This is a genomic window from Aeromonas sp. 102P (assembly GCF_051920345.1).
GTDB lineage: Bacteria > Pseudomonadota > Gammaproteobacteria > Enterobacterales > Aeromonadaceae > Aeromonas > Aeromonas veronii.
In genome coordinates, this window is sequence record NZ_JBQBCZ010000001.1 from 3,993,127 (window position 1) to 4,014,442 (window position 21,316).

At 60.3% G+C, this 21,316-nt stretch carries 14 protein-coding genes and 1 pseudogene; 12 read left to right on the forward strand and 3 right to left on the reverse strand.

Annotation, left to right across the window (positions count from 1 at the left end; translation table 11 throughout):
* Positions 1–167: 167 nt before the first annotated feature.
* The 10 genes and pseudogenes from ACTG1K_RS18735 (at position 168) to ACTG1K_RS18780 (ending at position 16,080) form a co-directional block, all read left to right on the forward strand.
* Complete coding sequence (locus ACTG1K_RS18735; RefSeq protein WP_440006330.1) at positions 168–3,605, forward strand: ATP-binding protein; 3,438 nt, start codon at positions 168–170, stop codon at positions 3,603–3,605.
* Between the two features lie 415 nt (positions 3,606–4,020).
* Positions 4,021–5,706: an ABC transporter substrate-binding protein gene (locus ACTG1K_RS18740; RefSeq protein ID WP_005353816.1), complete on the forward strand. Its 1,686-nt coding sequence runs from the start codon at positions 4,021–4,023 to the stop codon at positions 5,704–5,706.
* A 118-nt stretch (positions 5,707–5,824) separates the two neighbouring features.
* Complete coding sequence (locus tag ACTG1K_RS18745; protein WP_005334871.1) at positions 5,825–6,808, forward strand: ABC transporter permease; 984 nt, start codon at positions 5,825–5,827, stop codon at positions 6,806–6,808.
* Between the two features lies 1 nt (position 6,809).
* Complete coding sequence (locus tag ACTG1K_RS18750) at positions 6,810–7,730, forward strand: ABC transporter permease (RefSeq protein ID WP_005353820.1); 921 nt, start codon at positions 6,810–6,812, stop codon at positions 7,728–7,730.
* A pseudogene (locus ACTG1K_RS18755) lies at positions 7,727–8,747 on the forward strand (ABC transporter ATP-binding protein). The gene ACTG1K_RS18750 and the pseudogene ACTG1K_RS18755 overlap by 4 nt, the downstream one beginning before the upstream one ends.
* Before the next feature lie 11 nt (positions 8,748–8,758).
* A complete protein-coding gene (locus ACTG1K_RS18760; protein ID WP_005353824.1) occupies positions 8,759–9,751 on the forward strand; it encodes an ABC transporter ATP-binding protein in 993 nt (330 codons plus the stop codon).
* A gap of 114 nt (positions 9,752–9,865) precedes the next feature.
* Positions 9,866–11,599: a glycoside hydrolase family 9 protein gene (locus ACTG1K_RS18765; RefSeq protein ID WP_368210786.1), complete on the forward strand. Its 1,734-nt coding sequence runs from the start codon at positions 9,866–9,868 to the stop codon at positions 11,597–11,599.
* Positions 11,592–12,464, forward strand: coding sequence for a BadF/BadG/BcrA/BcrD ATPase family protein (locus ACTG1K_RS18770; protein WP_440006333.1), 873 nt, complete (start codon positions 11,592–11,594; stop codon positions 12,462–12,464). The genes ACTG1K_RS18765 and ACTG1K_RS18770 overlap by 8 nt, the downstream gene beginning before the upstream one ends.
* The gene (locus ACTG1K_RS18775) at positions 12,449–14,314 is read left to right on the forward strand and encodes a beta-N-acetylhexosaminidase (RefSeq protein WP_440006335.1); all 1,866 of its coding nucleotides are present in this window, start codon (positions 12,449–12,451) and stop codon (positions 14,312–14,314) included. The genes ACTG1K_RS18770 and ACTG1K_RS18775 overlap by 16 nt, the downstream gene beginning before the upstream one ends.
* Positions 14,315–14,526: 212 nt before the next feature.
* On the forward strand, positions 14,527–16,080 hold the full coding sequence (locus ACTG1K_RS18780) for a methyl-accepting chemotaxis protein (RefSeq protein ID WP_440006337.1): 1,554 nt from the start codon (positions 14,527–14,529) through the stop codon (positions 16,078–16,080).
* A gap of 129 nt (positions 16,081–16,209) precedes the next feature.
* Here the strand turns inward: ACTG1K_RS18780 and ACTG1K_RS18785 are convergent, their stop codons facing one another.
* Positions 16,210–17,382 (reverse strand): RNA-guided endonuclease TnpB family protein, encoded by a 1,173-nt coding sequence (locus tag ACTG1K_RS18785; RefSeq protein ID WP_440005582.1) that lies wholly within the window; start codon positions 17,380–17,382, stop codon positions 16,210–16,212.
* A gap of 51 nt (positions 17,383–17,433) precedes the next feature.
* Here ACTG1K_RS18785 and tnpA point away from each other — a divergent pair, with 51 nt between their 5' ends.
* Entirely contained in the window at positions 17,434–17,859 is a 426-nt protein-coding gene (gene tnpA, locus ACTG1K_RS18790; protein WP_440005151.1) for an IS200/IS605 family transposase, read from the forward strand.
* A 52-nt stretch (positions 17,860–17,911) separates the two neighbouring features.
* Positions 17,912–18,241 (forward strand): MGMT family protein, encoded by a 330-nt coding sequence (locus ACTG1K_RS18795; RefSeq protein ID WP_440006339.1) that lies wholly within the window; start codon positions 17,912–17,914, stop codon positions 18,239–18,241.
* Between the two features lie 16 nt (positions 18,242–18,257).
* Here the strand turns inward: ACTG1K_RS18795 and ACTG1K_RS18800 are convergent, their stop codons facing one another.
* Both ACTG1K_RS18800 and topA read right to left on the reverse strand, forming a co-directional pair.
* On the reverse strand, positions 18,258–18,422 hold the full coding sequence (locus tag ACTG1K_RS18800; RefSeq protein ID WP_005334891.1) for a hypothetical protein: 165 nt from the start codon (positions 18,420–18,422) through the stop codon (positions 18,258–18,260).
* A 108-nt stretch (positions 18,423–18,530) separates the two neighbouring features.
* Entirely contained in the window at positions 18,531–21,152 is a 2,622-nt protein-coding gene (gene topA / locus ACTG1K_RS18805; RefSeq protein ID WP_440006341.1) for a type I DNA topoisomerase, read from the reverse strand.
* Positions 21,153–21,316: the final 164 nt, after the last annotated feature.

Sequence of the window (21,316 nt, forward strand, 5' to 3'; positions counted from 1 at the left end):
TAAGCCCTGATGCAGACTGTTTGCTCAGGGTTTAAACGCCTTGCTGCATTTTTCTCCAGCCAGCTGTGACCCACCAAGCGAATTTGGGATAAAGTCGTTGAAATGATTACGCTTTCGTTCGAGACTTGAGCGGCTTAATAACCGGATTCTCAATTGAAAATCACAAGATGAAATGGATCTTCACGCTTCGTGGGCTCAGGCCGCAGTTAATGCTGGCTTTTTTCATGTTGGGCATGGTGCCCTTTTTGGTCATCACCCTCTTCTTCCTATACAGCCACGGCAAGGATCTCACCACCCAGACCTCCAACCATCTGGTCTCCGTTCGTAATATCAAGAAGAGTCAGCTCGAGGATTACTTCAACAACCTCAAAGAGCAGATCATCAACTTCTCCCAGCAGGATTTTGCTGGCAACAGTATCGGCCGTTTCTATGGCTTTACCGGCGCCTTCGAGAAGCTGGGCACCACACCGCAGGAGGCCCGCAGCCGTGCCCAGGCCCGCTATCTGCCCGGCTCCTGGGATCAACTGCGCAAACCGGACAGCCAAGTAGAGATCGAACCCTCCATTACGGCGCTGATCCTCGCCGACGAGATGTATGGCCGGGTGCACCAGCGCTTTCATCGCGGCTATGCCGACATGGTGCGCAAGTCCAACTACAGCGACATCTTTCTGGTGGACCTCAACGGTGATGTGGTCTATTCGGTCACCAAGCACCCTAACTTTGCCACCAATCTGCTCTCCGGCCCCTACCAGGGCAGTGGCTTGGGCCAGACCTTCGCCAAGATCAAACGCCGTCTTGATGGCGGCCAGAAGCCGCAGCAGATCTTCGAATTCACCGATTTTGGCCGCAACGAGCTGACCGGGCAGGTGGTCGCCTACATGGCGGCCCCCGTGATGCAGTACGACTATGTGCGCGGTGTGGTGATTTTCGAGCTGCTGCCGGACAAGCTCAACCAGATCATGGCGGAGCGGGAGGGGCTGGGCGAAACCGGCGAGACCATCCTCATCGGCCCGGACAAGCGGATGCGCGCCGATGCCTGGCTGGCGCCGGAGTTCAGCGTCGAGAACAGCTTCAGCCCCAACTTCCGGCCGCTGCAAACGCCGCTCATCACCAAGACGCTCTCCGGCGAGCAGGGTGTCGGGCTGTTCCACTCCTATCAGGATGACGAGGTGCTGGCCGCCTACACCCAAGTGAAGGTGTTCGACACCGAGTGGGCCTTTATCGCCGAGATCTCCACCCGGGAAGCCTATGCCCCGATCCGCCAGCTGGAAACGCTGGTGATTGTGCTGGGTGCAGGCTCGGTGCTGCTGCTGATCCTCTTCTCCCGCTGGCTCTCCCACTCCATCACGGCGCCGCTGCGCTCTCTCACCGAAGCGGCCGAGCAGGTGGCCGACGGTGCACTGGATCACCCCATCGCCATCGAGCGCACCGGCGATGATATCGACCGGCTGGCCGAGGCGTTTCGCCATATGCAGCGCTCGGTGAAGGACAAGATCGAACTGATCGAACAGCAGACCCAGGAGCTGCAACAGCAGGTCAAGCTGACCCACAAGCAGAACCTCAGCCTGCAGCAAGCGGACAAGCTCAAGGATGAACTGCTGGCCAACACCTCCCACGAGCTGCGCACCCCCATTCACGGTATCAAGGGGATGGCGGAATCGATGCTCGCCAGCCAGCAGGATCTGACCGAAGGGCAACAAAAGCAGCTCGGCCTCATCATCAAGAGCGCCGACGGCCTGGCCCGTCTGGTGGACGATCTACTGGACTACCATCAGATGCGCTACGGCCAGCTGGAGATCCACTCTCAGCCCGTCTCATCAAAAGGGGTGATCCGGCTGGTGCTGGATCTTTGCCAGCATCTGGTGCAGGCCAAACCCCTCACCCTTGTGGATATCAGCCCGGCCGAACTGCCGCCGGTGCTGGCCGACGAGCAGCGGCTCGAACAGGTGCTCTACAACCTGGTGGGCAACGCCATCAAGTACACGCCACAGGGCAAGGTGGTGCTCAGTGCCATCGTCGAGAACAACTTCCTGCGCATCAAGGTCACCGATACCGGCATCGGTATCTCCCCCGAGCATCTGGAGCATATCTTCGAACCGCTGGTGCAGATGAGCCCGGAGGTAAGCAAGCAGGGGGCCGGCCTTGGTCTCTCCATCACCCGCCAGCTAGTGCACCTGATGGGGGGCGAGCTGTTTGTCGAGAGCGAGCCGAGCGTTGGCTCTACCTTCGCCTTTACCCTGCCCCTTGCCACCGGCAAAGCGGCCAATCTGACTCTCGACAGCCGCCAGATCGAGCATCAGCTGGTGCGCCAGCAACCGCTGATCCTGCCGGACTGGGAGAGCGACGATCTGCCCCCTCCCCCCGAGGATGCGCCGCTCATTCTGGTGGTGGATGACGAGCCCATCAACCTGCACATCTTGCGCCATCTGCTGCAGCCCTGCGGCTACCGCATTCTGCCCAGCAGCGATGGCCACGATGCGCTGGCCAAGCTGGCCGAAGAGCCGGTGGACCTCATTCTGCTCGATGTGATGATGCCCACCCTCTCCGGTTTTGACGTCTGCCGCCGCCTGCGCCAGCAGCACCCGAAAGATATGCTGCCGGTGCTGCTGCTCACCGCCCTTAACCAACCCAAGGATATCGAGGAGGGCTTCGGGACCGGTGCCAACGACTATCTGGTCAAACCCTTCTGCAAGGAGGAGCTGTTTGCCCGGGTCAAGGCACTGCTCGAGGCCAAGGCCGGACGCGCCTCACTGGTAGAGAACCGGCTCTTGAAGCAGGAGATCGAACATCGCCTCACCCTGCAGGATCGGCTGCATCAGGATCAGCAGCGGCTGCTGGCCCTGCTCGGTGAAGGGGCCGACCCGATGATCTTTATCGACGAGCAGGGCACAGTGCTGTTTGCCTCCCGGGTGCTGGCGCGCCTGCTGGGACAGGAGCCGGAAGCCATGGAGGGGCAGCCCCTCAATGAGTGGCTCGCCACCCCGCTGCAACAGCAGTGGCCCGACCTTGCCAGCGAGCGGGAACACAATCTGGAATTTTTGGTGGCCGGGCAAAAAGATGTGCTCAACGCCCGTGCCCTGCCCATCGCGCTCGGAGGACAGGCCGCTTTCGCCCTCACTCTGAGTACCGAGCTGCGTCAGGATGAGAACCGGGTAATGGCGCTGGAGAACGCCCTCAAGAACCTCTCGCGGCAAGCCATCATCGAAGATGAACAGCTGCTGGGCGAGCTGAGCCGCCTGGGTGGCGAGTTCCGTTCGCTGGCCGACGACCTCATTCGCCAGCAGGATGACGAGCCGCTGCGCCGGGCGCTGGTAGAGACCATGCAGCTCACCCTGGATGTCTGGCAGCAGGGGACCGGCAAGGGCAAAATCGTGCTGGCGGAGAAGAGCAAGCTGTGGCGGGTCTATATGGACAGATCCAGCCCGCAGACCCGTACCCTCGACAAATACCTGAGTCTGGACACCCTGCCCAAGTCGCCACGCTGGAAGACGGTGGTGGCCACCACCGAGTATGTGCTGGGCCACTGCCCGCTCAATGACCACCAGCGCCAGCAGTTGCAGCACAGCGCCCAGACCCTGCGTCAACTCGCCAACCGCAAGCCGTGACACGGCGCCCTAAACGGGCGCCGGATCACAATTGGCAATCTGGTTTCTTTTTGCACAAAACAAAGCCCCGCACAACTCCGAAACCGAGAGCAGATCCAATTCACAAATTTGTCATATACGCCATTTTCACAGCCACTTTCTACGCGAGAGCAAATAACGCAAAGCAATGATTTTAAACAGATAAAAAGGCATTTTGACGAGATTGACGTAACACCGTCAATTTTTACGAAAACAACGAAATCAATAGTTGTTGTTTTCCTGTTAATTCTGGTTTGCTTAGGGCGTTGGAAAACAGAACGACAAAGGTTAGACACCTGACCAACACAGAGGGCCGATTTCATCAGCATGCGAAACCGGTGCTCACACAAAACAAGGCGAACCCTCGGGAATGCCAAAAAATAAGAAAGGAAAACATATGCTTGCCAAAGTATCCAAAATCTCTACCGCTGTAATGCTGGGAACCATGATGCTTGCCGGTGCCGCCGGTAACGCCATGGCCGCAGAAAACAAAACCGTGCTGACCATGGTCGCACAGCAGGAAACCGCCTGGGTCAAGAACTTCAACCCCTTCCTGCAAGCGGGCTTGCTGCACACCACCCGTCACTTCATCTATGAACCGCTGGTGATCTTCAACGATATGCAAGGGGGCAAACCCGTCTATCGTCTGGCCACCAACTATGCATTCAGCGATGACCTGAAATCCGTCACCTTCGATCTGCGTGACGGCGTGAAGTGGTCTGACGGCGAAGCCTTTGATGCCGATGACATCATCTTCTCCTTCAATCTGGTCAAGGCCAACAAGGCGCTGGATGAGCGCTCAATCTGGACCCAGATCAAGAGCGTCGAGAAGCTGGCCCCCAACAAGGTCAAATTCGACCTGACCGAGGTCAACACCAACGTGGTGAACGATCTGGTGCTGGTACCTATCGTGCCGGAGCATCAGTGGAAATCGGTGAAAGATCCGGTTGCCTTCACCAACGACAAGCCGGTTGGTACTGGCCCCTTCACCGAAGTGGACAACTTCTCCGCCCAGCTCTATACCCAGTGCCGCAACCCGCACTACTGGGATAACGCCAACCTCGCCATCGACTGTATCCGCATGCCGCAGATGGCCACCAACGATCAGGTGCTGGCTGCTGTCATGAAGGGTGACATCGACTGGTTTGGCTCCTTCGTACCGGATATCGAGCGCCTCTACGTCGGCAACGATCCGAAGAACAACAAATACTGGTTCCCGGCCTCCGGTACCGTGGCGTTCAACGTCAACTTCCAGACCAAGAACCCGGGCAATAACGAAGCCTTCAACGACATCAACTTCCGCCGCGCCTTCTCCATGGCGATGGACCGCCAGTCCATGGTGGATATCGCGGGCTACGGCTACCCCACCGTCAACGAGTACCCGTCAGGTCTGGGCAAAGCCTTTGACTCCTGGAACAACCCGGAAGTGGACAAGAAGTACGGCAAGTACAACAAGTTCGATCTGGAAGGGGCCAAGGCCCTGCTGAAAGAGGCAGGCTACAAGGATTGTGACGGCGACAAGTTCCTCGACACCCCGAGCTGCAAAAAGATCGAGTTCAAGGTACTGGTACCGAACGGCTGGACCGACTGGGTCAACACAGTTCAGATTGGTGTAGAAGGGCTGCAGGCGCTGGGCCTGAACGCCAAGACCGCCACCCCGGAAGCAACCGTCTGGACCGAGAACCTGATCACCGGTGACTTCGATGTCGCCCTGCAGGGTTACTTTGCCGGTGCCAACCCGCACAAGTACTTCGAGACCGCGTTCCACTCCCGCAACATGGGCGACCGTGGCAACCGCTTCGCCGCGCCCCGTTACAAGGACCCCGAGCTCGACAAGCTGATCGATGACTTCACCCAGACCGCCGATGCGGCCAAGCAGAAGGAGATCATGTTCGCCATCCAGGATCGTGTTGGTGCCAACCAGACCATCATTCCGGTCTTCAACAACCCGACCTGGTATGAGTACAGCACCAAGCGCTTCAACGGCTGGTTCAGTGCTGATAACCCGGTAGCCAAACCTCAGCTCCACCCGGACACCCCTGAGCGTCTGCTGCACGTGTTGTCCCTCAAGCCAAACAGCTAAACAATCCCGGCCCCCTGCGGGGGGCCATCTTCCCCGTTAACCCCTTTCTTGCCCGGCACCGCCGGGGTTGGGGTAGCTATACCCGACGCGGGGCAGACTTGCAGTAAAAGGTACTATCATGGGATTCATACTGAGACGCTTTTCCTTCTATCTGGTTGCCTTTCTGGTAGCCGCCACCATCAACTTCCTGTTACCCCGTGCCATGCCAGGGGATCCTGTCTCCGTGATGTTTGCCCGCGCTGGCGCCATGATGGAACCCGCAGCCCTGGAAGCCCTCAAAGCCACCTTCGGCTTTGTCGACGGCCCCATCGGCACCCAGTTTCTCACCTATGTGAAGAGTGTCTTCACCTGGGATCTCGGCACCTCGGTGCGCTTCTACCCGCAGCAGGTCTCTGACGTGCTGGGCCGTGCCATCGGCTGGACCCTGTTTCTGGTCGGCACCTCCACCATCCTGAGCTTCTCCCTCGGTTCCATCGTCGGCATCTTCGCCGCCTGGTATCGCGGCGGCCGGATGGACAGCATTCTCTCCCCGCTCACCCTGGTGATGCAGGCCATTCCGCCGGTGGTGGTCTCCCTGCTCGCCCTGTTCCTGTTCGGGGTAAGCCTCGAGTGGCTGCCCATCGGCTACGCCTACAGCCCGGAGATCAAGGCTGACTGGGGCTGGGAGCACATCAAGAGCATCATGACCCACGCCATCATGCCGGTGCTGACTCTGGCCGTGGTGCAGGTGGGGGGCTTTCTCATCACCATGCGCAACAACATGATCAACCTGCTGGGCGAGGATTACATCACCATGGCCAAGGCCAAGGGGCTCTCCAGCAACCGGGTGATCTTCAACTACGGCGCCCGCAACGCCATTCTGCCCAGCGTCACCGCCCTCTCCATGGCGCTCGGTTTCGTCATCGGTGGCTCTCTCATCACCGAAGTTATCTTCAACTATCCCGGCCTGGGACTGACCCTCTATCAGGGCATTCTGGCCCGCGACTACCCGCTCATTCAGGGGCAGCTGCTCATCATGACCATCACCATGCTCAGCTTCAACTTCCTGGCCGACGTGCTCTACGTCTTCCTGGATCCCCGTCTGCGTACAGGAGGCAAATAAGATGCGTATGCCGACCATTCTCAAGATCCTGCTGGGCAACAAGAAGGCTGCCTGTGGCCTCGCCATCGTGGTTGCCTTCGTACTGATGGCCCTCTTTGCCCCCATTCTGGCCAGCAACGAGCCGACCAAACGGGTGGCTCGCCCGCACCAGCCGCCCAGTGCCGAGTTCGTGATGGGTTCAACCCGCATGGGCCACGATATCTGGGCCCAGTTCACCAACGGTGCCCGTATCTCGCTGCTGGTGGGCTTCAGCGCAGGCCTGCTGGTCTGCACCCTGGCCGTCGCCATCGGCATCACCGCCGGTTACTTCGGCGGTCTGGTGGATGAGTGCCTCACCTTCCTGATGAACGTGGTGCTGGTGATCCCCAACCTCCCCTTGCTACTGGTGCTGGCGAGCTTTATCGGGGAGGCGTCGCCGGCGGTAATTGCCGTGATAATAGGATTGACCTCCTGGGCCTATGGCGCGCGGGTCATCCGTGCCCAGACACTTGCCCTGCGCGAGAAGGAGTTCGTCATCGCCGCCGAAGTGCTGGGCGAGCCGGCCTGGCGCATCATTCTGGTGGAGATCCTGCCCAACCTCATCTCCATCATCGGGGTGAGCTTTATCGGCTCCATCATCTACGCCATCGTCACCGAAGCGACCCTGGAATTCCTGGGTCTCGGCGACCCGACCGTGGTGAGCTGGGGCATCATGCTCTACAACGCCCAGACCTCCAGTGCCATTCTGGTCGGCGCCTGGTGGGAGATCCTAGCTCCCTGCTTCGCCATCGCCACCCTGGGTGCTGGCCTGGCCCTGCTCAACTTCGCCATCGACGAGATCGCCAACCCGCAGCTGCGCTCCCACAAAGGGTTGAGCCGCTGGAAGAAACTGGCCACACCGGTCGCCACACCGCTCTCTGCCGCACAGGAGAAGACAGCATGAACAAGCATCCCCTGCTGTCAGTACGCAATCTTTGCGTTCGACTACATCACCGAAAATGGCGACGTGCGCGCCGTCAACTCGGTGAGCTTCGATATCAGACAAGGCGAGATCTTCGGTCTCGCCGGTGAGTCGGGCTGCGGCAAATCCACCGTCGCCTTCTCGGTAGCCCGGCTGCACAAGCCGCCCGCCTACATCAGCGGTGGCGAGATCCTGTTCAAAGGGGAGAACATCCTCCATTACGGTGACGAGCGGCTGCGCTCCTATCGCTGGCAACAGGTGTCGGTGGTATTCCAGTCCGCCATGAACGCCCTGAACCCTGTGTTGCGGATGGAGGAGCAGTTCTGCGACGTGCTGCTGGCCCACAACCCCGGCATGACCCGTTACGAGGCGATCAAGCGCGCCCAGGAGCTGCTCACCATCGTCGATATCCACCCGAGCCGGCTCAAGGATTACCCGCACCAGTTCTCCGGCGGCATGCGCCAGCGGCTGGTGATCGCCATCGCCATGGCGCTCAACCCCGAGCTCCTGATCATGGATGAACCGACCACGGCACTCGATGTGGTGGTGCAGCGGGAGATCCTGCAGAAGGTCTATGCCCTGAAAGAGAAGTTCAACTTCTCCATTCTGTTCATCACCCACGACCTCTCCCTGATGGTGGAGTTCTGCGATCGCATCGGCATCATGTATGCCGGTGAACTGGTGGAGGTCGCTCCCTCCAAGGCGATCCTGACCGCGCCGCTGCACCCCTATACCAGAGGGCTCGGCAACTCCTTCCCGCCCCTGCACGGGCCGAAGAAGGTGCTGGAGGGGATCCCGGGCACCCCGCTCAACCTGCTGGAGGTGCCGGTCGGCTGCCGCTTTCAGGCCCGCTGCGGCAAGGTGCACGATCGCTGCCGTCAGGAGTACACCAAATTGGCCGAGATCCGCCCCGGGCAACAGACCGCCTGCCACCTCTATGAGGAGCAGGGACTGCAACAAGATTCCGTGATCTATCTGGACAAGGCCGCTGGCTGTTAAGGATGTCTGTCATGCAAATCGCCAAAACCGATGCACCCATCATCGAAGTCCAGCACCTCTACAAGGACTTCCCCATCAACTCCAATGCCATCAAGAGTGGCAAGATGCGGGCCCTCTCCGACATCACCTTCAACCTGCACCGGGGCCGCGCCCTGGCGGTGGTCGGGGAGTCGGGCTCCGGCAAGAGCACCATCGCCAAGATCATCGCCAAGATGTACAAGCTCAGTGCCGGACGCATCCTCTATCGCGGCCACGATCTGGAGGAGTTCAACAAGGGCACCGCCCTGCTGGACTATCGCCAGAGCGTGCAGATGGTGTGGCAAGATCCGTTCGGTTCGCTCAACCCGACCCACACCATCTATCACCACATCGCCCGCCCCCTGCTGCTGCACAGCAAGGTGATCGACAAGAAAGAGCTGCCAGACATGGTCTACGCCCTGCTGGAGAAGGTGGGGCTCACCCCCGCCAAGGCTACGGCGGCCAAGTATCCGCACCAGCTCTCCGGCGGCCAGCGCCAGCGGGTCAACATCGCCCGCAATCTGGCGGTGGAGGCGGAAGTGGTGCTGGCGGACGAGCCCACCTCCATGCTCGACGTCTCCATTCGCATCGGCATCCTCAACCTGATGGAGCAGATGAAGAACGAGCTCGGCGTCTCCATGCTCTACATCACCCACGACATCGCCACCGCCCGCTATGTGGCGGAAGATCTGGCTGTGATGTATGTAGGGCACATGGTGGAGTGGGGCGAGGTGGACGAGATCCTGCACCACCCGCAGCACCCCTACACCCAGCTGCTCATCTCGGCGGTGCCCGATCCGGAGAAGAGCATCCACGCCGAGCTGGAAGGAGGCCGCAAGGGGGAGATCCCGCTCTGGACGCCGGAATCCTGCGGTTGCCCCTTTGCCGGGCGCTGCAATCAGGCGATGCCCCGCTGCAAGGAGGCACTGCCCCCCATCACCAAGCTTGCCGACAACCACTTCGTGCGCTGCTACCTCTACGAGTGAAAGTGAACCCGATACCGGCCGGACAACCCTGTCCGGCCATGCCTCGATACGGGGCGGCCACAGCCCCGTGATGTGCCTCACCGCCCGGCGGTGAACCACAGGAGTAATACCTTGATGGAACTCTTGATCAATCAGGTGGGCTACGAGTGCGACGGACACAAGGTCGCCCTGTTGCAAACCTCCCCCGCCCCTGATCTCGGCGGCTATGTCAGGCTGCAACGCCTCGACGATGGCCAGATCCTGTTTGAAACCCCGCTGCAACCGGCTGGCAGCGTCCCCGGCTGGCAGGGCCGCGCTTACTGGCGTGCCGACTTCTCCGCCTTCAAGGAGCCCGGCCACTATCGGCTGGAGGCGATCACTGCCCAAGGCATAGTCCGCTCCACCCGTTTTGCCATCGGCCAGGATCTGCTGGCCAGCCGCTGTCTCTCCGATGTCCTCCACTACTTCAAGGGCCAGCGCGCCAGCGGCACCTTCGATCGGGCCGACCGCAGCGCCCGCCTGTTTGGCACCGACCAGCACAAAGATGTGCACGGCGGCTGGTTCGATGCCAGCGGCGACATGAGCAAGTACCTGAGCCACCTCTCCTACGCCAACTACCTCAACCCCCAGCAGACCCCCATGGTGGTGTGGGCTCTGCTCAAGTGCCGGGAACTGCTGGCCCCGCGCCGCGATATCGACGGGGTGAACCTCTGCAAGCGGCTCAATGACGAGGCGCTGCACGGCGCCGATTTCCTCTGCCGGATGCAGGATGAGTCAGGCTTCTTCTTCATGACCCTGTTCGACAAGTGGAGCAAGGATCCCGCCCAACGCGAGCTGTGCACCTACGCCACTCAGCAGGGGATCAAATCCGCCAACTGGCAGGCGGGTTTTCGCCAAGGGGGCGGCATGGCCATCGCCGCGCTGGCCCGCGCCGCCCGCGAGAGCGTCAGTGGCGACTTCGATGCCAGCCGCTACGCCGAGGCAGCCAAACGCGGCTACCTGCATCTGTGCGAACACAACCTTGCCTACCTCGATGACGGGGTCGAGAACATCATCGACGACTACTGCGCCCTGCTGGCGGCGGTGGAGCTGACCCGCACCTTCGGCAACGAGTGGCTGAATGAGGCGAGAGCCCGTGCCAGCAAACTCTGTGCCCGCCAGCGCCCTCATCCTGAGCTGGGTCACTACTGGTCGGCCAACGAGGATGGCTCGCGCCCCTACTACCACGCCGCTGAGGCGGGTCTGCCGGTGCTGGCGCTGCTGGAATATCTGGGCGTAGAGCCGGATCAGGGGCACCAGGCCCGGGTACAAACCGTAGTGGAGCAGTCGCTGGCCGCCGAGCTGGCACTGTGCGCACGGGCGGGCAACCCCTTCTCCCTCGCCCGCCAATATGTGAAAGGGGTGGATGAAGCGCCGCGCGTCAGCTTCTTTATGCCCCACAACAACGAGTCCGGTTACTGGTGGCAGGGTGAGAATGCCCGCCTCGCCTCTCTGGCGACCATGGCCTTTGCTGGCGCCCGCCACTTCCCCCGCCAGAGCCAGCCGCTGCTCACTTATGGCCAACGCCAACTCGACTGGATCCTCGGGCAAAACCCCTTCAATGCCTGCATGCTGGCGGGCCACGGCATCAACAACCCCGCCTATACCGCCGGGTATCCCAATGCGCAGGGGGGTATCTGCAACGGCATCACCTCAGGGTTTGATGACGAAAACGACGTGGCTTTTATTCCGGAGGAGTACAAGGATCGGCTGGATCAGAACTGGCGCTGGGGCGAGCAGTGGATCCCCCACGCAGCCTGGTTTGCCCTTGCCATCAGCTGGCAGAGCGCCCTGAGTGCTCGAAATGAGCAGGGAGGTCGCCATGATTGAGTTCTGGGTAGGCGTCGATGGCGGGGGCACCCACACCCGCGCCCGCATTCGGGATCGGGCGGGCAAGCTGCTCGGAGAGGGGCGCGCGGCCGGCTCCAATCTGGAGCTGGGCATCCCCCATGCCCACGCCAATGTGCTGGCTGCCATCGCCAGCGCCCGCCTTACGGCCGGGCTCGGAATAGAGTGCGAACAGCAGATGGGGGTCGGGCTGGCGCTCGCCTCCGCCGAGCTGGCCGACTGCTATCACGCCCTGCTCGAGATGCCCTTCCCCTTCGCCAGCGTCAGGCTCACCTCCGATGCCTTCGGTGCCTGCCTCGGCGCCTTTGGTGGCCGTGAGGGGGCCATCCTGATCGCCGGTACCGGCTCGGTGGGGCTGATCTATCAGGAAGGGCAGATCCGCACCTGTTCCGGCCGCGGCTTCCCCATTTCGGACATAGGCAGCGGCGCCTGGCTCGGGCTGCGCGCCATCCAGCAATCTCTGCTCTGCCACGACGGCATTCTGCCCCCCAGCACCCTCGCCATCCGCTTGATGGATCGCTTCAAGCGGGATCAGGCCGAGGTGGTACGCTGGGCCGCCCGCGCCATTCCGGCGGACTATGGCCACTTTGCCCCCTGGGTATTCGATGCCGCCAGCGATGGCGACGAGCTCGCCAATCAGCTGCTGGACGAAACCTGCGAACAACTGCGGATCCTGCTGGAGGGAATGACCCAGCTCGGTGCCAGACAGATCGCCCTGCTGGGGGGGATTGGCACCCGCCTCGCTCCCCGTCTCGGCCAACTCAACCTGATCCCCCCCCAGGCAGATGCGCTCGATGGCGCCATCCTGTTTGCCCAATCAGAGGATTTTCCATGTCTACACCCCTGATCCACACCCAGGTCGCCCGACGTGACGGAGAGGATGTCTGGTTCACTTTCACCCTATCCCGCATGCCGGATACCCGGTGGAAACTGCACTTCTGTCTGGCTCGCCATATCGACCCCGACTCCCTGCAAGGGGGGGAGCTGGAGCGCCAGAGCGGCAGCTACAAGGTGATTGTCCCGAACGCTGGCAGCTGCGAGCTGCGCTTTTGCTGCCGCCAGACGCCCATCAAGAAGCTCTCCGACATGCCGCAGGGCTTCTTTCTCAGCCTGCCGGAGGCGACCACAGGTGCCCAGCTGCTACCGGTGACGCTGGCGGCGCAGGATCTCGGACTGGAAAACCCGCCGGTAACCCGCCCCGACCTGCCGGATGTCGAGCCCCAGCCCGGTATAGTGCCACAACCGGCCCATCTGGTACTGCTGGAGGGGAACTTCCGGCTGGCCGAGCGGGCTCATGTCAGCGCCCCTCACGATGTGCCGAAGCTGCTGGCCCACTTCAACGAACTCACATCGCTGGCGCTGGAGCAGGATCACGACGCTGAAATCCGGCTGACCGAGGCCAGACTGGCCCCCGAAGCCTACCAACTGACCATCACGCCGCAGGAGGTGGTGATTGCCGCCGCCGACGAAGCGGGCTGGCGCCACGGGCTGGTGACTCTGGCCCAGTGGTATCTGCAACATGGGGAGAGCCTGCCCTGCATCACGCTGGAGGATGCCCCGCGCTTTGGCTTTCGCGGCATTTTTCTCGACTGCGCCCGCCACTTCCACACTCCGGCCACCATCAAGCGCCTGCTCAAGCTGATGAGCCTCTACAAGTTCAACCGCTTCCACTGGCACCTGACCGATGACGAGGGGTGGCGACTCGAGATAAAGGCCTTCCCGGAGCTGACCGACGTGGGGGCCTGGCGCGGCCACGATCTGGCGATCGCCCCCCAGCTCAGTGGCGGTGCCGAACCCTATGGCGGCTACTACACCCAGAGCGAGGTGAAGGAGCTGGTGAGCTATGCCAGTGAGCTCGGCATCACTGTCATTCCCGAGATCGACATTCCGGGCCACTGCCACGCTGCCATCAAGGCACTGCCCGAGCTGCTGATCGAAACGGCGGATCACTCCCGCTACCGCTCGGTCCAGCATTTCGATGACAACGTGCTCAACCCCGCCCTGCCCGGCACCTACCGCTTCCTGGAGGCGGTGCTGGACGAGGTGTGCGAACTCTTCCCCGGCCCCCAGATCCACATGGGGGGTGACGAGGTGCCGACCGGGGTCTGGACCGACAGCCCCGCCTGCCAGCAGCTGATGACCGAGCAGGGCTACGCCGACTGCCGTGAGCTGCAGGGCCATCTGCTGCGGCACTGTCAGCGCTATCTGGCCGCCAGAGGCAAACAGATGATCGGCTGGGAGGAGATCCTGCATGGCGACAAGGTGAGCCGCAAAGCGGCCATCTGTGCCTGGACCAGCTTTCAGGCGGGGCTGGATGCTGCCGCAGCCGGTTATCCGGTGGTGATGGCGCCCGCCCAGTTCCTCTATCTGGATCTGGCCTGGAGCGCCGATATTCATGAACCCGGCCTCTACTGGGCGGGGACCCTCAATCTGGAGCAGGTTTATGCTTGCGATCCTGCCCCAGCCGATTTCCATGCCAACGATAACATCCTCGGGGTGCTGAGCCCCTTGTGGTCAGAATTGATCACCAGCCGTGATCGTCTCGACTACATGTTGTTCCCGCGTATGCTGGCCACGGCCGAGGTGGCCTGGAGCGATCCCGCCCACAAGGGCTGGGAGCACTTCGCCGCCCGCCTGCCGGGTCAGCTGCAGATCCTCGATCAGTTGCAGGTGCGCTACCGGATGCCACAGAGGTAATGTTGTCTCTACTTTGGCGGCCAATTGGCCGCCTTTTTTACGATTAACCAACAAAACATCAACTTCCCCCTACCATTCATCCGCCATTATTGGCAAAATCCAGCCCCCAATGAAGCTGGTCTGCCTCCTGCTGGCGCGAGCCTGCGGCCACCTCCAGATCTGCTACAATAACAACGACAACATTATCAACAAGAACATCGGAGCGTATTCCTATGGCCCGCAGAGACGTCCATACCCTAGATAGCGAAGTGGAGTTTCCTGCCGACGTACAACTGGTCTCCACCACTGACCTGCGCGGGGTGATCACCTACGCCAACCCGGCCTTTTGCGAAATCGCAGGCTACACGGTCGATGAACTGGTGGGACACAACCACAATCTGGTACGCCACCCCGACATGCCCAAGGCCGCCTTCGCCGATCTCTGGGCCCGCCTCAAGGAGGGCAAACCCTGGCGCGGTATGGTAAAAAACCGCTGCAAGGATGGCCGTTACTACTGGGTAGATGCCTATGTGACCCCCATCTATGAAGGCAACAGGATCAGCGGCTACCAGTCGGTACGCTGCAAGCCCGAGCCCCAATTCAAGCGCATCGCCGCTCAGACCTACCAGGCACTGCTCAAGGCCGAGCGCGGCAACAGCAGCAACCTCCCCTCTCTTGCCAAAGTACGCACCCCGGCCATTACCCTGCTGCTGCTCGGCCTGATGGGCTGGACCTTCGCCAGTCAAGGGGCCATGACCGTCCTGCTGATGCTGCTGCCCCTGTTGCTTATTGGCGGAGCCTACTGGCGCGAGCTCTTTGCCCTGCCCCACTATCTGCAGAAACTGGGCCGTGAATATGACAGTCTGACCCGGCTGGTCTACTCCGGTGACAACCCCGGCGCCATTGCCGATTTTCATATCAAGATGCTTCAAGCCCGCATCCGAACCGTGTTGGGACGGATCAACGATGCCACGGCACCTCTGCAAACCCTGGCCATCAATCTGAAGCAGGCCTCTCATCAAGCCTGTCTCGATATCAACGAGCAAGATGCCCAGACCCAGCAGATGGCTACGGCTATGACTCAGATGGCCAACACAGCTCACGAGATCGCCCGCAACATTCAGGACTCCAACGGTCAGGTCAACGAAGCTCGCAATCGTTGTGAACAAACCAACCAGCAGTTGAACCAGACCGAGCTGCAGATCGAACAGCTCGCCAAACAGGCTGAGCTGGCGTTCAACTCGGCAGTGGAGCTCGCCAGCGAATCCGAACGGATTGGCAGTGTCATGGGCGAGATCCAGGGCATCGCCGAGCAGACTAACCTGCTCGCCCTCAACGCCGCCATCGAAGCGGCTCGCGCCGGGGAGCAGGGCCGTGGTTTTGCGGTGGTCGCAGACGAGGTGCGAACTCTATCGACCCGCACCCACAAGGCGACCGAGCAGATCCAGGGCAGCATCAAGCAGATCCAGCACACGCTGGGACGTTGGAAAGGGATGATGCAGGAGAACCTGCAGCAGACCCGCGCATGTGCCGAGATGACCCGCCAGGGCGCCAGCAGCCTCCATACCGTGCTGACAGAGATAGAGCTGGTCACCGAACACTCCACCCAGATCGCCACCGCTGCTGAGCAGCAACAAGCGGTCGTGGAGGAGATCAGCCGCAGCATCCACCAGATCTCCGAGTACTCCCACGCCAACAGTCAGAAGATGCTGGATGTCGATCACTCCAGTCAGGCTCTGCTGGAACGGGCCAAGCAACTGAAGGGGCTTAGCCAGACCTTCGGCTGAATCATTGCCAGCTCCATGACAGAAGCGCCACAATGGCGCTTCTGTTGTTTTTGACGAATCGGGTCTATGAGCATTGAATCAAGTCCATCGTGACTGCTCCCCGCCGCAAGCGGCGAGGCTTCCCACTTCTTAGGCCGCTACTGCCGAATTGGCAGATTTACGCTGGCCTCCATGGGTAGAAACGACGTGTCCCGCCGCTTTTAATTCCAATATGCCTTGCTGTCGGATGTTCATGGCCGCGTTGATATCCCGGTCATGCTCCGCATTACATGCTGGGCAAGCCCAACTGCGCTGATGCAATGGCATTTCAGGCATCTTGTGCCCGCAGCAGCTGCACAGTTTCGAGCTGGCAAACCATTGGTCTAGCTTGACCACGTGTCTCCCCTGCGCCTCTGCTTTGTACTCCAGCTTCATGATAAATCCATGCCAGCCCGCATCTCCTATGGCTCTGGCTAGGTTGTGATTCTTCATCATGTTCGCTGATTTCAATGTCTCTACGATGACCGCTTGGTTTTCGTCAACCATCGTTCGGGAGAGTTTGTGCTGAAAATCGGCGCGGGCGTTGGCTACACGTTCGTGCAGGGCGGCCAGCTGTATCCGTGCCTTCGCTCGGTTGGCGCTGCCTCTTTTTTTGCGAGATAACGATTTTTGCTTGCGCCGCAGATTGCGGCTGGCATTGATAAGGTGACGCGGGTTGTCGATCTTCTTGCCGTTGGACGCGATGAGATAGTGAGACAGCCCCATGTCGCAGCCTGTCACATCTGTGATGAGTGTCGGCTTGGCGGGCGCTTCGCAGCCATCATCACTGAGAATTGACGCGTAGTATTTCCCTGTCGGGCCACGGCTGATCGTGATGCTAGAGATTGTTCCTTTGATGTCCCTGTGGAGCACTGCTTTGATCGGCGTCATCTTCGGTAGCTGGATAGCATCGGCCAGTACCTTCCCGTTGGGGTGGTAGCTCGATTGCCTGCCCCGTTTGCTCTTGAAAGTCGGCATCCGAGCCTTGAGCTTAGGGTTGAAAAAGTTGGCAAATGCTTTGTCCAGATTGATCACTGCCTGTTGCAAGGCGAGGGAATCGTACTCTTTGAGCCAGGCATATTTGCGCGATTTTTTTGCCACCGCTAGTAGCGGTTTCAAGTCACGCTTGGGCTTCAGGGATACACCACGGCGCTTGAACATGTGCCGTTGAATACGAAGAGCCTTGTTGTACGCAAACCGCACAGCTCCGAACTGGGCATTTAAAAATGCAGCCTGTTCGTTTGTTGGGTAAAGGCGTACTTTAGTAGCTCTTTTCACGGTCACTGCTCACTGATAAAGTTCAGGCACTATATGCTTTAATTCGAGACATTTCAAATGAGTGAGCACAACATTGATTTCACTGGCTATCTGCGCAAACGTCATTCCGTCAGCAAGCTGGTTGTGCATTTAATCTTCACCACAAAGTACCGCCGCAAACTGCTCGACGGCACCATGATCGAACAGATGCGCCACGCGTTTTTGTCCGCAGCCGAGAAGTTGGAGGTGGAGATTTTGGAGATGGATGGAGAAGCCGATCACGTTCATCTTCTCGTTGCTTATCCGCCCAAGCTGTCCATCAGCGTGCTGGTCAACAATTTGAAGTCAATCAGCAGCCGCCATGTGCGGATTTTGAATACGCATCTACGGAAACAGAGCAATAGTGGGATGCTGTGGTCACGCTCTTACTTTGCCTGTAGCGCAGGAGGGGCCACTATCGAAACGCTGAAGGCGTATGTGGCATCGCAGAAAACACCAGATTAGCTCCCCTTATATCCCCGCCCGATTGGGCGAGGGTTTACGGGGCATTTGCTCATTGAACAAAGCTGCCCGTATCGAAGCGATCATCGCCCTGATCCCGGCAGGCCGGGTGGTCAGCTATGGTCAGGTGGCCGATCTGGCGGGGCTGCCCGGACGGGCAAGACTGGTAGGCAAGGTGCTGCGGGAAACCGACAAGGTACTGCCGTGGCATCGGGTACTGGGCGCGGCGGGCACCATCTCGTTACCGAAAGGGTCGGCGGGCTTCGACAGACAGACGGGATTGCTGCAGGAAGAGGGCGTGCCCGTGATTGGTGGACGGGTCAGAATGAAGGAGTGGCAATGGCAGCCCGATCTGGCCGAGCTGCTTTTTTTACTGCCGTTTTGAGGGGATCACGGCCGGATCACTCCAGCGGCGCCAGGATCTCGTCGCTGCGCACCTGCACCGGTATGGTCTCGTCCGCGCGCTGCAGCAGCACCAGCAGACTCTGCCGGTCAACCTCCAGCACATAGGCCGCCCCTTCCCGGGTCATGCAGCTCATGCCCGGCCGGATCTCGTTAATCTCCATCTCAACCTCCTTGTCTACTTCGCGATTGACGACAGCTGCACTCCTTGCAGCTGTCTCAGTATACCGCTATCCATAAGCAAAGAGGCCCCTTGTCGGGGCCTCTTTTCATCAGGCTTTTTTAGCCTTTGGCAAACTCTCTTGCCAGGTACCGTTGTCGTAGTGAGCGGTCCAACCGGTCGCCTTGCCGTTGACCTCGCTCATCACGTACTGCTCCTTGGTCTTGCGACTGAAGCGCACGATAGCGGGGTTTCCGTCCGGATCGGTGAGCGGGGCTCCCGCCAGATACTTGTGCTTGGCCGAGATGCGATCCTTGAAGCGCTTGAGCTCTTCCACCAGCGGCGCGCGGGTCTCGCGGGATTTGGGGAAGTTGCTGGCCGCCAGGAACAGACCGGCAGCCCCGTCACGCAGCACAAAGTGAGCATCGGACTGGGTGCACTTGAGCTCCGGCAGCGGCACCGGATCCTCCTTCGGCGGCGCGATGTCGCCATTTTTCAGGATCTTGCGGGTGTTCTTGCAGGTCTCGTTGGTGCAACCCATGTACTTGCCGAAACGGCCGTTCTTGAGCTGCATTTCGCTGCCGCAACGGTCGCACTCGATGCTCGGCCCTTCGTAGCCCTTGAGCTTGAACTGGCCCTTCTCGATCTCGTAGCCATCGCAATCCGGGTTGCGACCACAGACGTGCAGCTTGCGGCTGTCATCGATGATGTAGGCATCCATCGCTGTACCACAGGCGCCGCAGCGGTGCTTGGCGCGCAGCGCTTCGGTTTCCGCCTCTTCGCCGTCAGTGGCGGAGACAAACTCGTCGGCAGAGACCAGGTTGATGGTCTTCTTGCAGCGCTCTTTGGGCGGCAAAGCATAGCCGGAGCAGCCGAGGAACACGCCGGTGGTGGCGGTACGAATACCCATCTTGCGGCCGCAATCCGGGCAGTCGATGTCGGTCATCACCATCTGGTTGGCACGCATGCCGCCCTCTTCGGGCGCCTTGTCAGCCTTCTCCAGCTCCTGGGTAAACTCGGCGTAGAAGGCGTCCAGCACCTTCTTCCATTCCAGGCTCCCTTCGGCGATGCCATCGAGCTTGTCTTCCATCTTCGCGGTGAACTCGTAGTTCATCAGCTCAACGAAGTTCTCCACCAGACGATCGGTGACGATCTCGCCCATCTTCTCGGCAAAGAAACGGCGGCTCTCGACCCGCACATATCCGCGATCGACGATAGTGGATATGATGGAGGCGTAGGTTGACGGACGGCCGATGCCGCGTTTTTCCAGCTCGCGCACCAGCGCAGCTTCAGTGAAACGGGCAGGCGGTTTGGTGAAGTGCTGGCGCGGATCCAGCTTGACCAGTTTCAGCACCTCGCCCACGGTCACCGCCGGCAGCTGGCTATCTTCGCCCTTGCGACCCATCGGCGGCAGCGCCTTGGTCCAACCGGCGAAGCGCAGCGTACGACCACGGGCCTTGAGCTCGAACTCGCCCGCCTTGACAGTCAGGGTGGAGGAGTCGTACTGAGCCGGGGTCATCTGGCAAGCAACGAACTGACGCCAGATGAGGTCGTACAGACGCATGGCATCCGGCTCCATCCCTTCCAGCATCTCGGCAGTCACCTGTACGTTGGAGGGACGGATCGCCTCGTGCGCTTCCTGGGCATTGGCCTTGGCACCATACAGATTCGGCTCGGCTGGCAGATAGGCCGCGCCATACTGCTCGCCGATATATTCACGCACCGCTTCAACCGCCTCTTTGCTGAGGTTGGTGGAGTCGGTACGCATATAGGTGATGTAACCCGCTTCATAGAGACGCTGGGCCATCATCATGGTCTTCTTGACCCCAAAGCTCAGACGGGTAGAAGCCGCCTGCTGCAGGGTGGAGGTGATAAACGGCGCGGATGGCTTGGAGCCGGTCGGCTTGTCTTCCCGGTTCACCACCTTGTAGTCGACCCCTTCCAGGGCCGCCACGGCAGCGAAGGTCTCGGCCTGGGTCACTGGCTTGAAGTCAGCCCCGTTGCGGCTGACCACTTCCATCCGCAGATCGCTCTTGTCGGCAGTCAGCAGGTCGGCATTGAGATCCCAGAACTCAACCGGAACGAACGCCTTGATTTCGCGCTCTTTATCGACGATGAGACGCACCGCAACAGACTGCACCCGACCGGCGGAGAGACCACGAGCCAGCTTTTTCCACAGCAGCGGGGAGACCATGTAACCCACCACGCGGTCGAGGAAACGACGGGCCTGCTGGGCATTGACGCGGTCAATATTGAGTTCGGATGGCTGGGCAAACGCCTCCTTGATGGCGCTCTTGGTGATCTCGTTGAACACCACGCGCTTGTAGCGGCTGTCATCGCCACCGATGATCTCGCGCAGGTGCCAGGCGATCGCCTCTCCTTCTCTATCCAAGTCGGTTGCGAGATAGATGGTGTCGGCTTTCTCGGCCAGACTTTGCAACTCGCTGACCACCTTCTCCTTGCCGGGCAAAATCTGGTAGTTGGCCTGCCAGCCAGCGGTCGGATTGATACCCATCCGGGCAAACAGGGCCTTGCGATCCTTGGCAGCCTTCTCGGATTCGCTCAACTTGATGCCGCGAATGACAGGTTTCTTGGGCTCGGTGCTGGCGCTGCCGCTGGTGGGCAGATCGCGAACATGACCAACGCTGGATTTCACCACGTAGTCCTTGCCCAGATATTTGTTGATCGTCTTGGCCTTGGCCGGAGACTCCACTATGACCAGTGATTTGCCCATGCTGTAACTATTATCCTCATTGCACCCGACGGGGTTGGTGTGCGGTTTTGTGGGGCTGTATAAGAGATTTGGCGCGAAAAAGCAATCTTGTGAGCAAATTTGCCTGACCAGCCCGAACCACACGGCTTCTTTTATTGCTTCTTTATTTATTAATGCGAAGGCAA

What these genes read in the sequence shown, in the direction of transcription:
- ACTG1K_RS18765 (WP_368210786.1), top strand. Translation starts at nt 9,866, where the DNA reads ATGGAACTCTTGATCAATCAGGTGGGCTACGAGTGCGACGGACACAAG.
- ACTG1K_RS18775 (WP_440006335.1), top strand. Translation starts at nt 12,449, where the DNA reads ATGTCTACACCCCTGATCCACACCCAGGTCGCCCGACGTGACGGAGAG.
- ACTG1K_RS18745 (WP_005334871.1), top strand. Translation starts at nt 5,825, where the DNA reads ATGGGATTCATACTGAGACGCTTTTCCTTCTATCTGGTTGCCTTTCTG.
- tnpA (WP_440005151.1), top strand. Translation starts at nt 17,434, where the DNA reads ATGAGTGAGCACAACATTGATTTCACTGGCTATCTGCGCAAACGTCAT.
- ACTG1K_RS18750 (WP_005353820.1), top strand. Translation starts at nt 6,810, where the DNA reads ATGCGTATGCCGACCATTCTCAAGATCCTGCTGGGCAACAAGAAGGCT.
- ACTG1K_RS18770 (WP_440006333.1), top strand. Translation starts at nt 11,592, where the DNA reads ATGATTGAGTTCTGGGTAGGCGTCGATGGCGGGGGCACCCACACCCGC.
- ACTG1K_RS18760 (WP_005353824.1), top strand. Translation starts at nt 8,759, where the DNA reads ATGCAAATCGCCAAAACCGATGCACCCATCATCGAAGTCCAGCACCTC.
- topA (WP_440006341.1), bottom strand. Translation starts at nt 21,152, where the DNA reads ATGGGCAAATCACTGGTCATAGTGGAGTCTCCGGCCAAGGCCAAGACG.
- ACTG1K_RS18800 (WP_005334891.1), bottom strand. Translation starts at nt 18,422, where the DNA reads ATGGAGATTAACGAGATCCGGCCGGGCATGAGCTGCATGACCCGGGAA.
- ACTG1K_RS18740 (WP_005353816.1), top strand. Translation starts at nt 4,021, where the DNA reads ATGCTTGCCAAAGTATCCAAAATCTCTACCGCTGTAATGCTGGGAACC.
- ACTG1K_RS18780 (WP_440006337.1), top strand. Translation starts at nt 14,527, where the DNA reads ATGGCCCGCAGAGACGTCCATACCCTAGATAGCGAAGTGGAGTTTCCT.
- ACTG1K_RS18735 (WP_440006330.1), top strand. Translation starts at nt 168, where the DNA reads ATGAAATGGATCTTCACGCTTCGTGGGCTCAGGCCGCAGTTAATGCTG.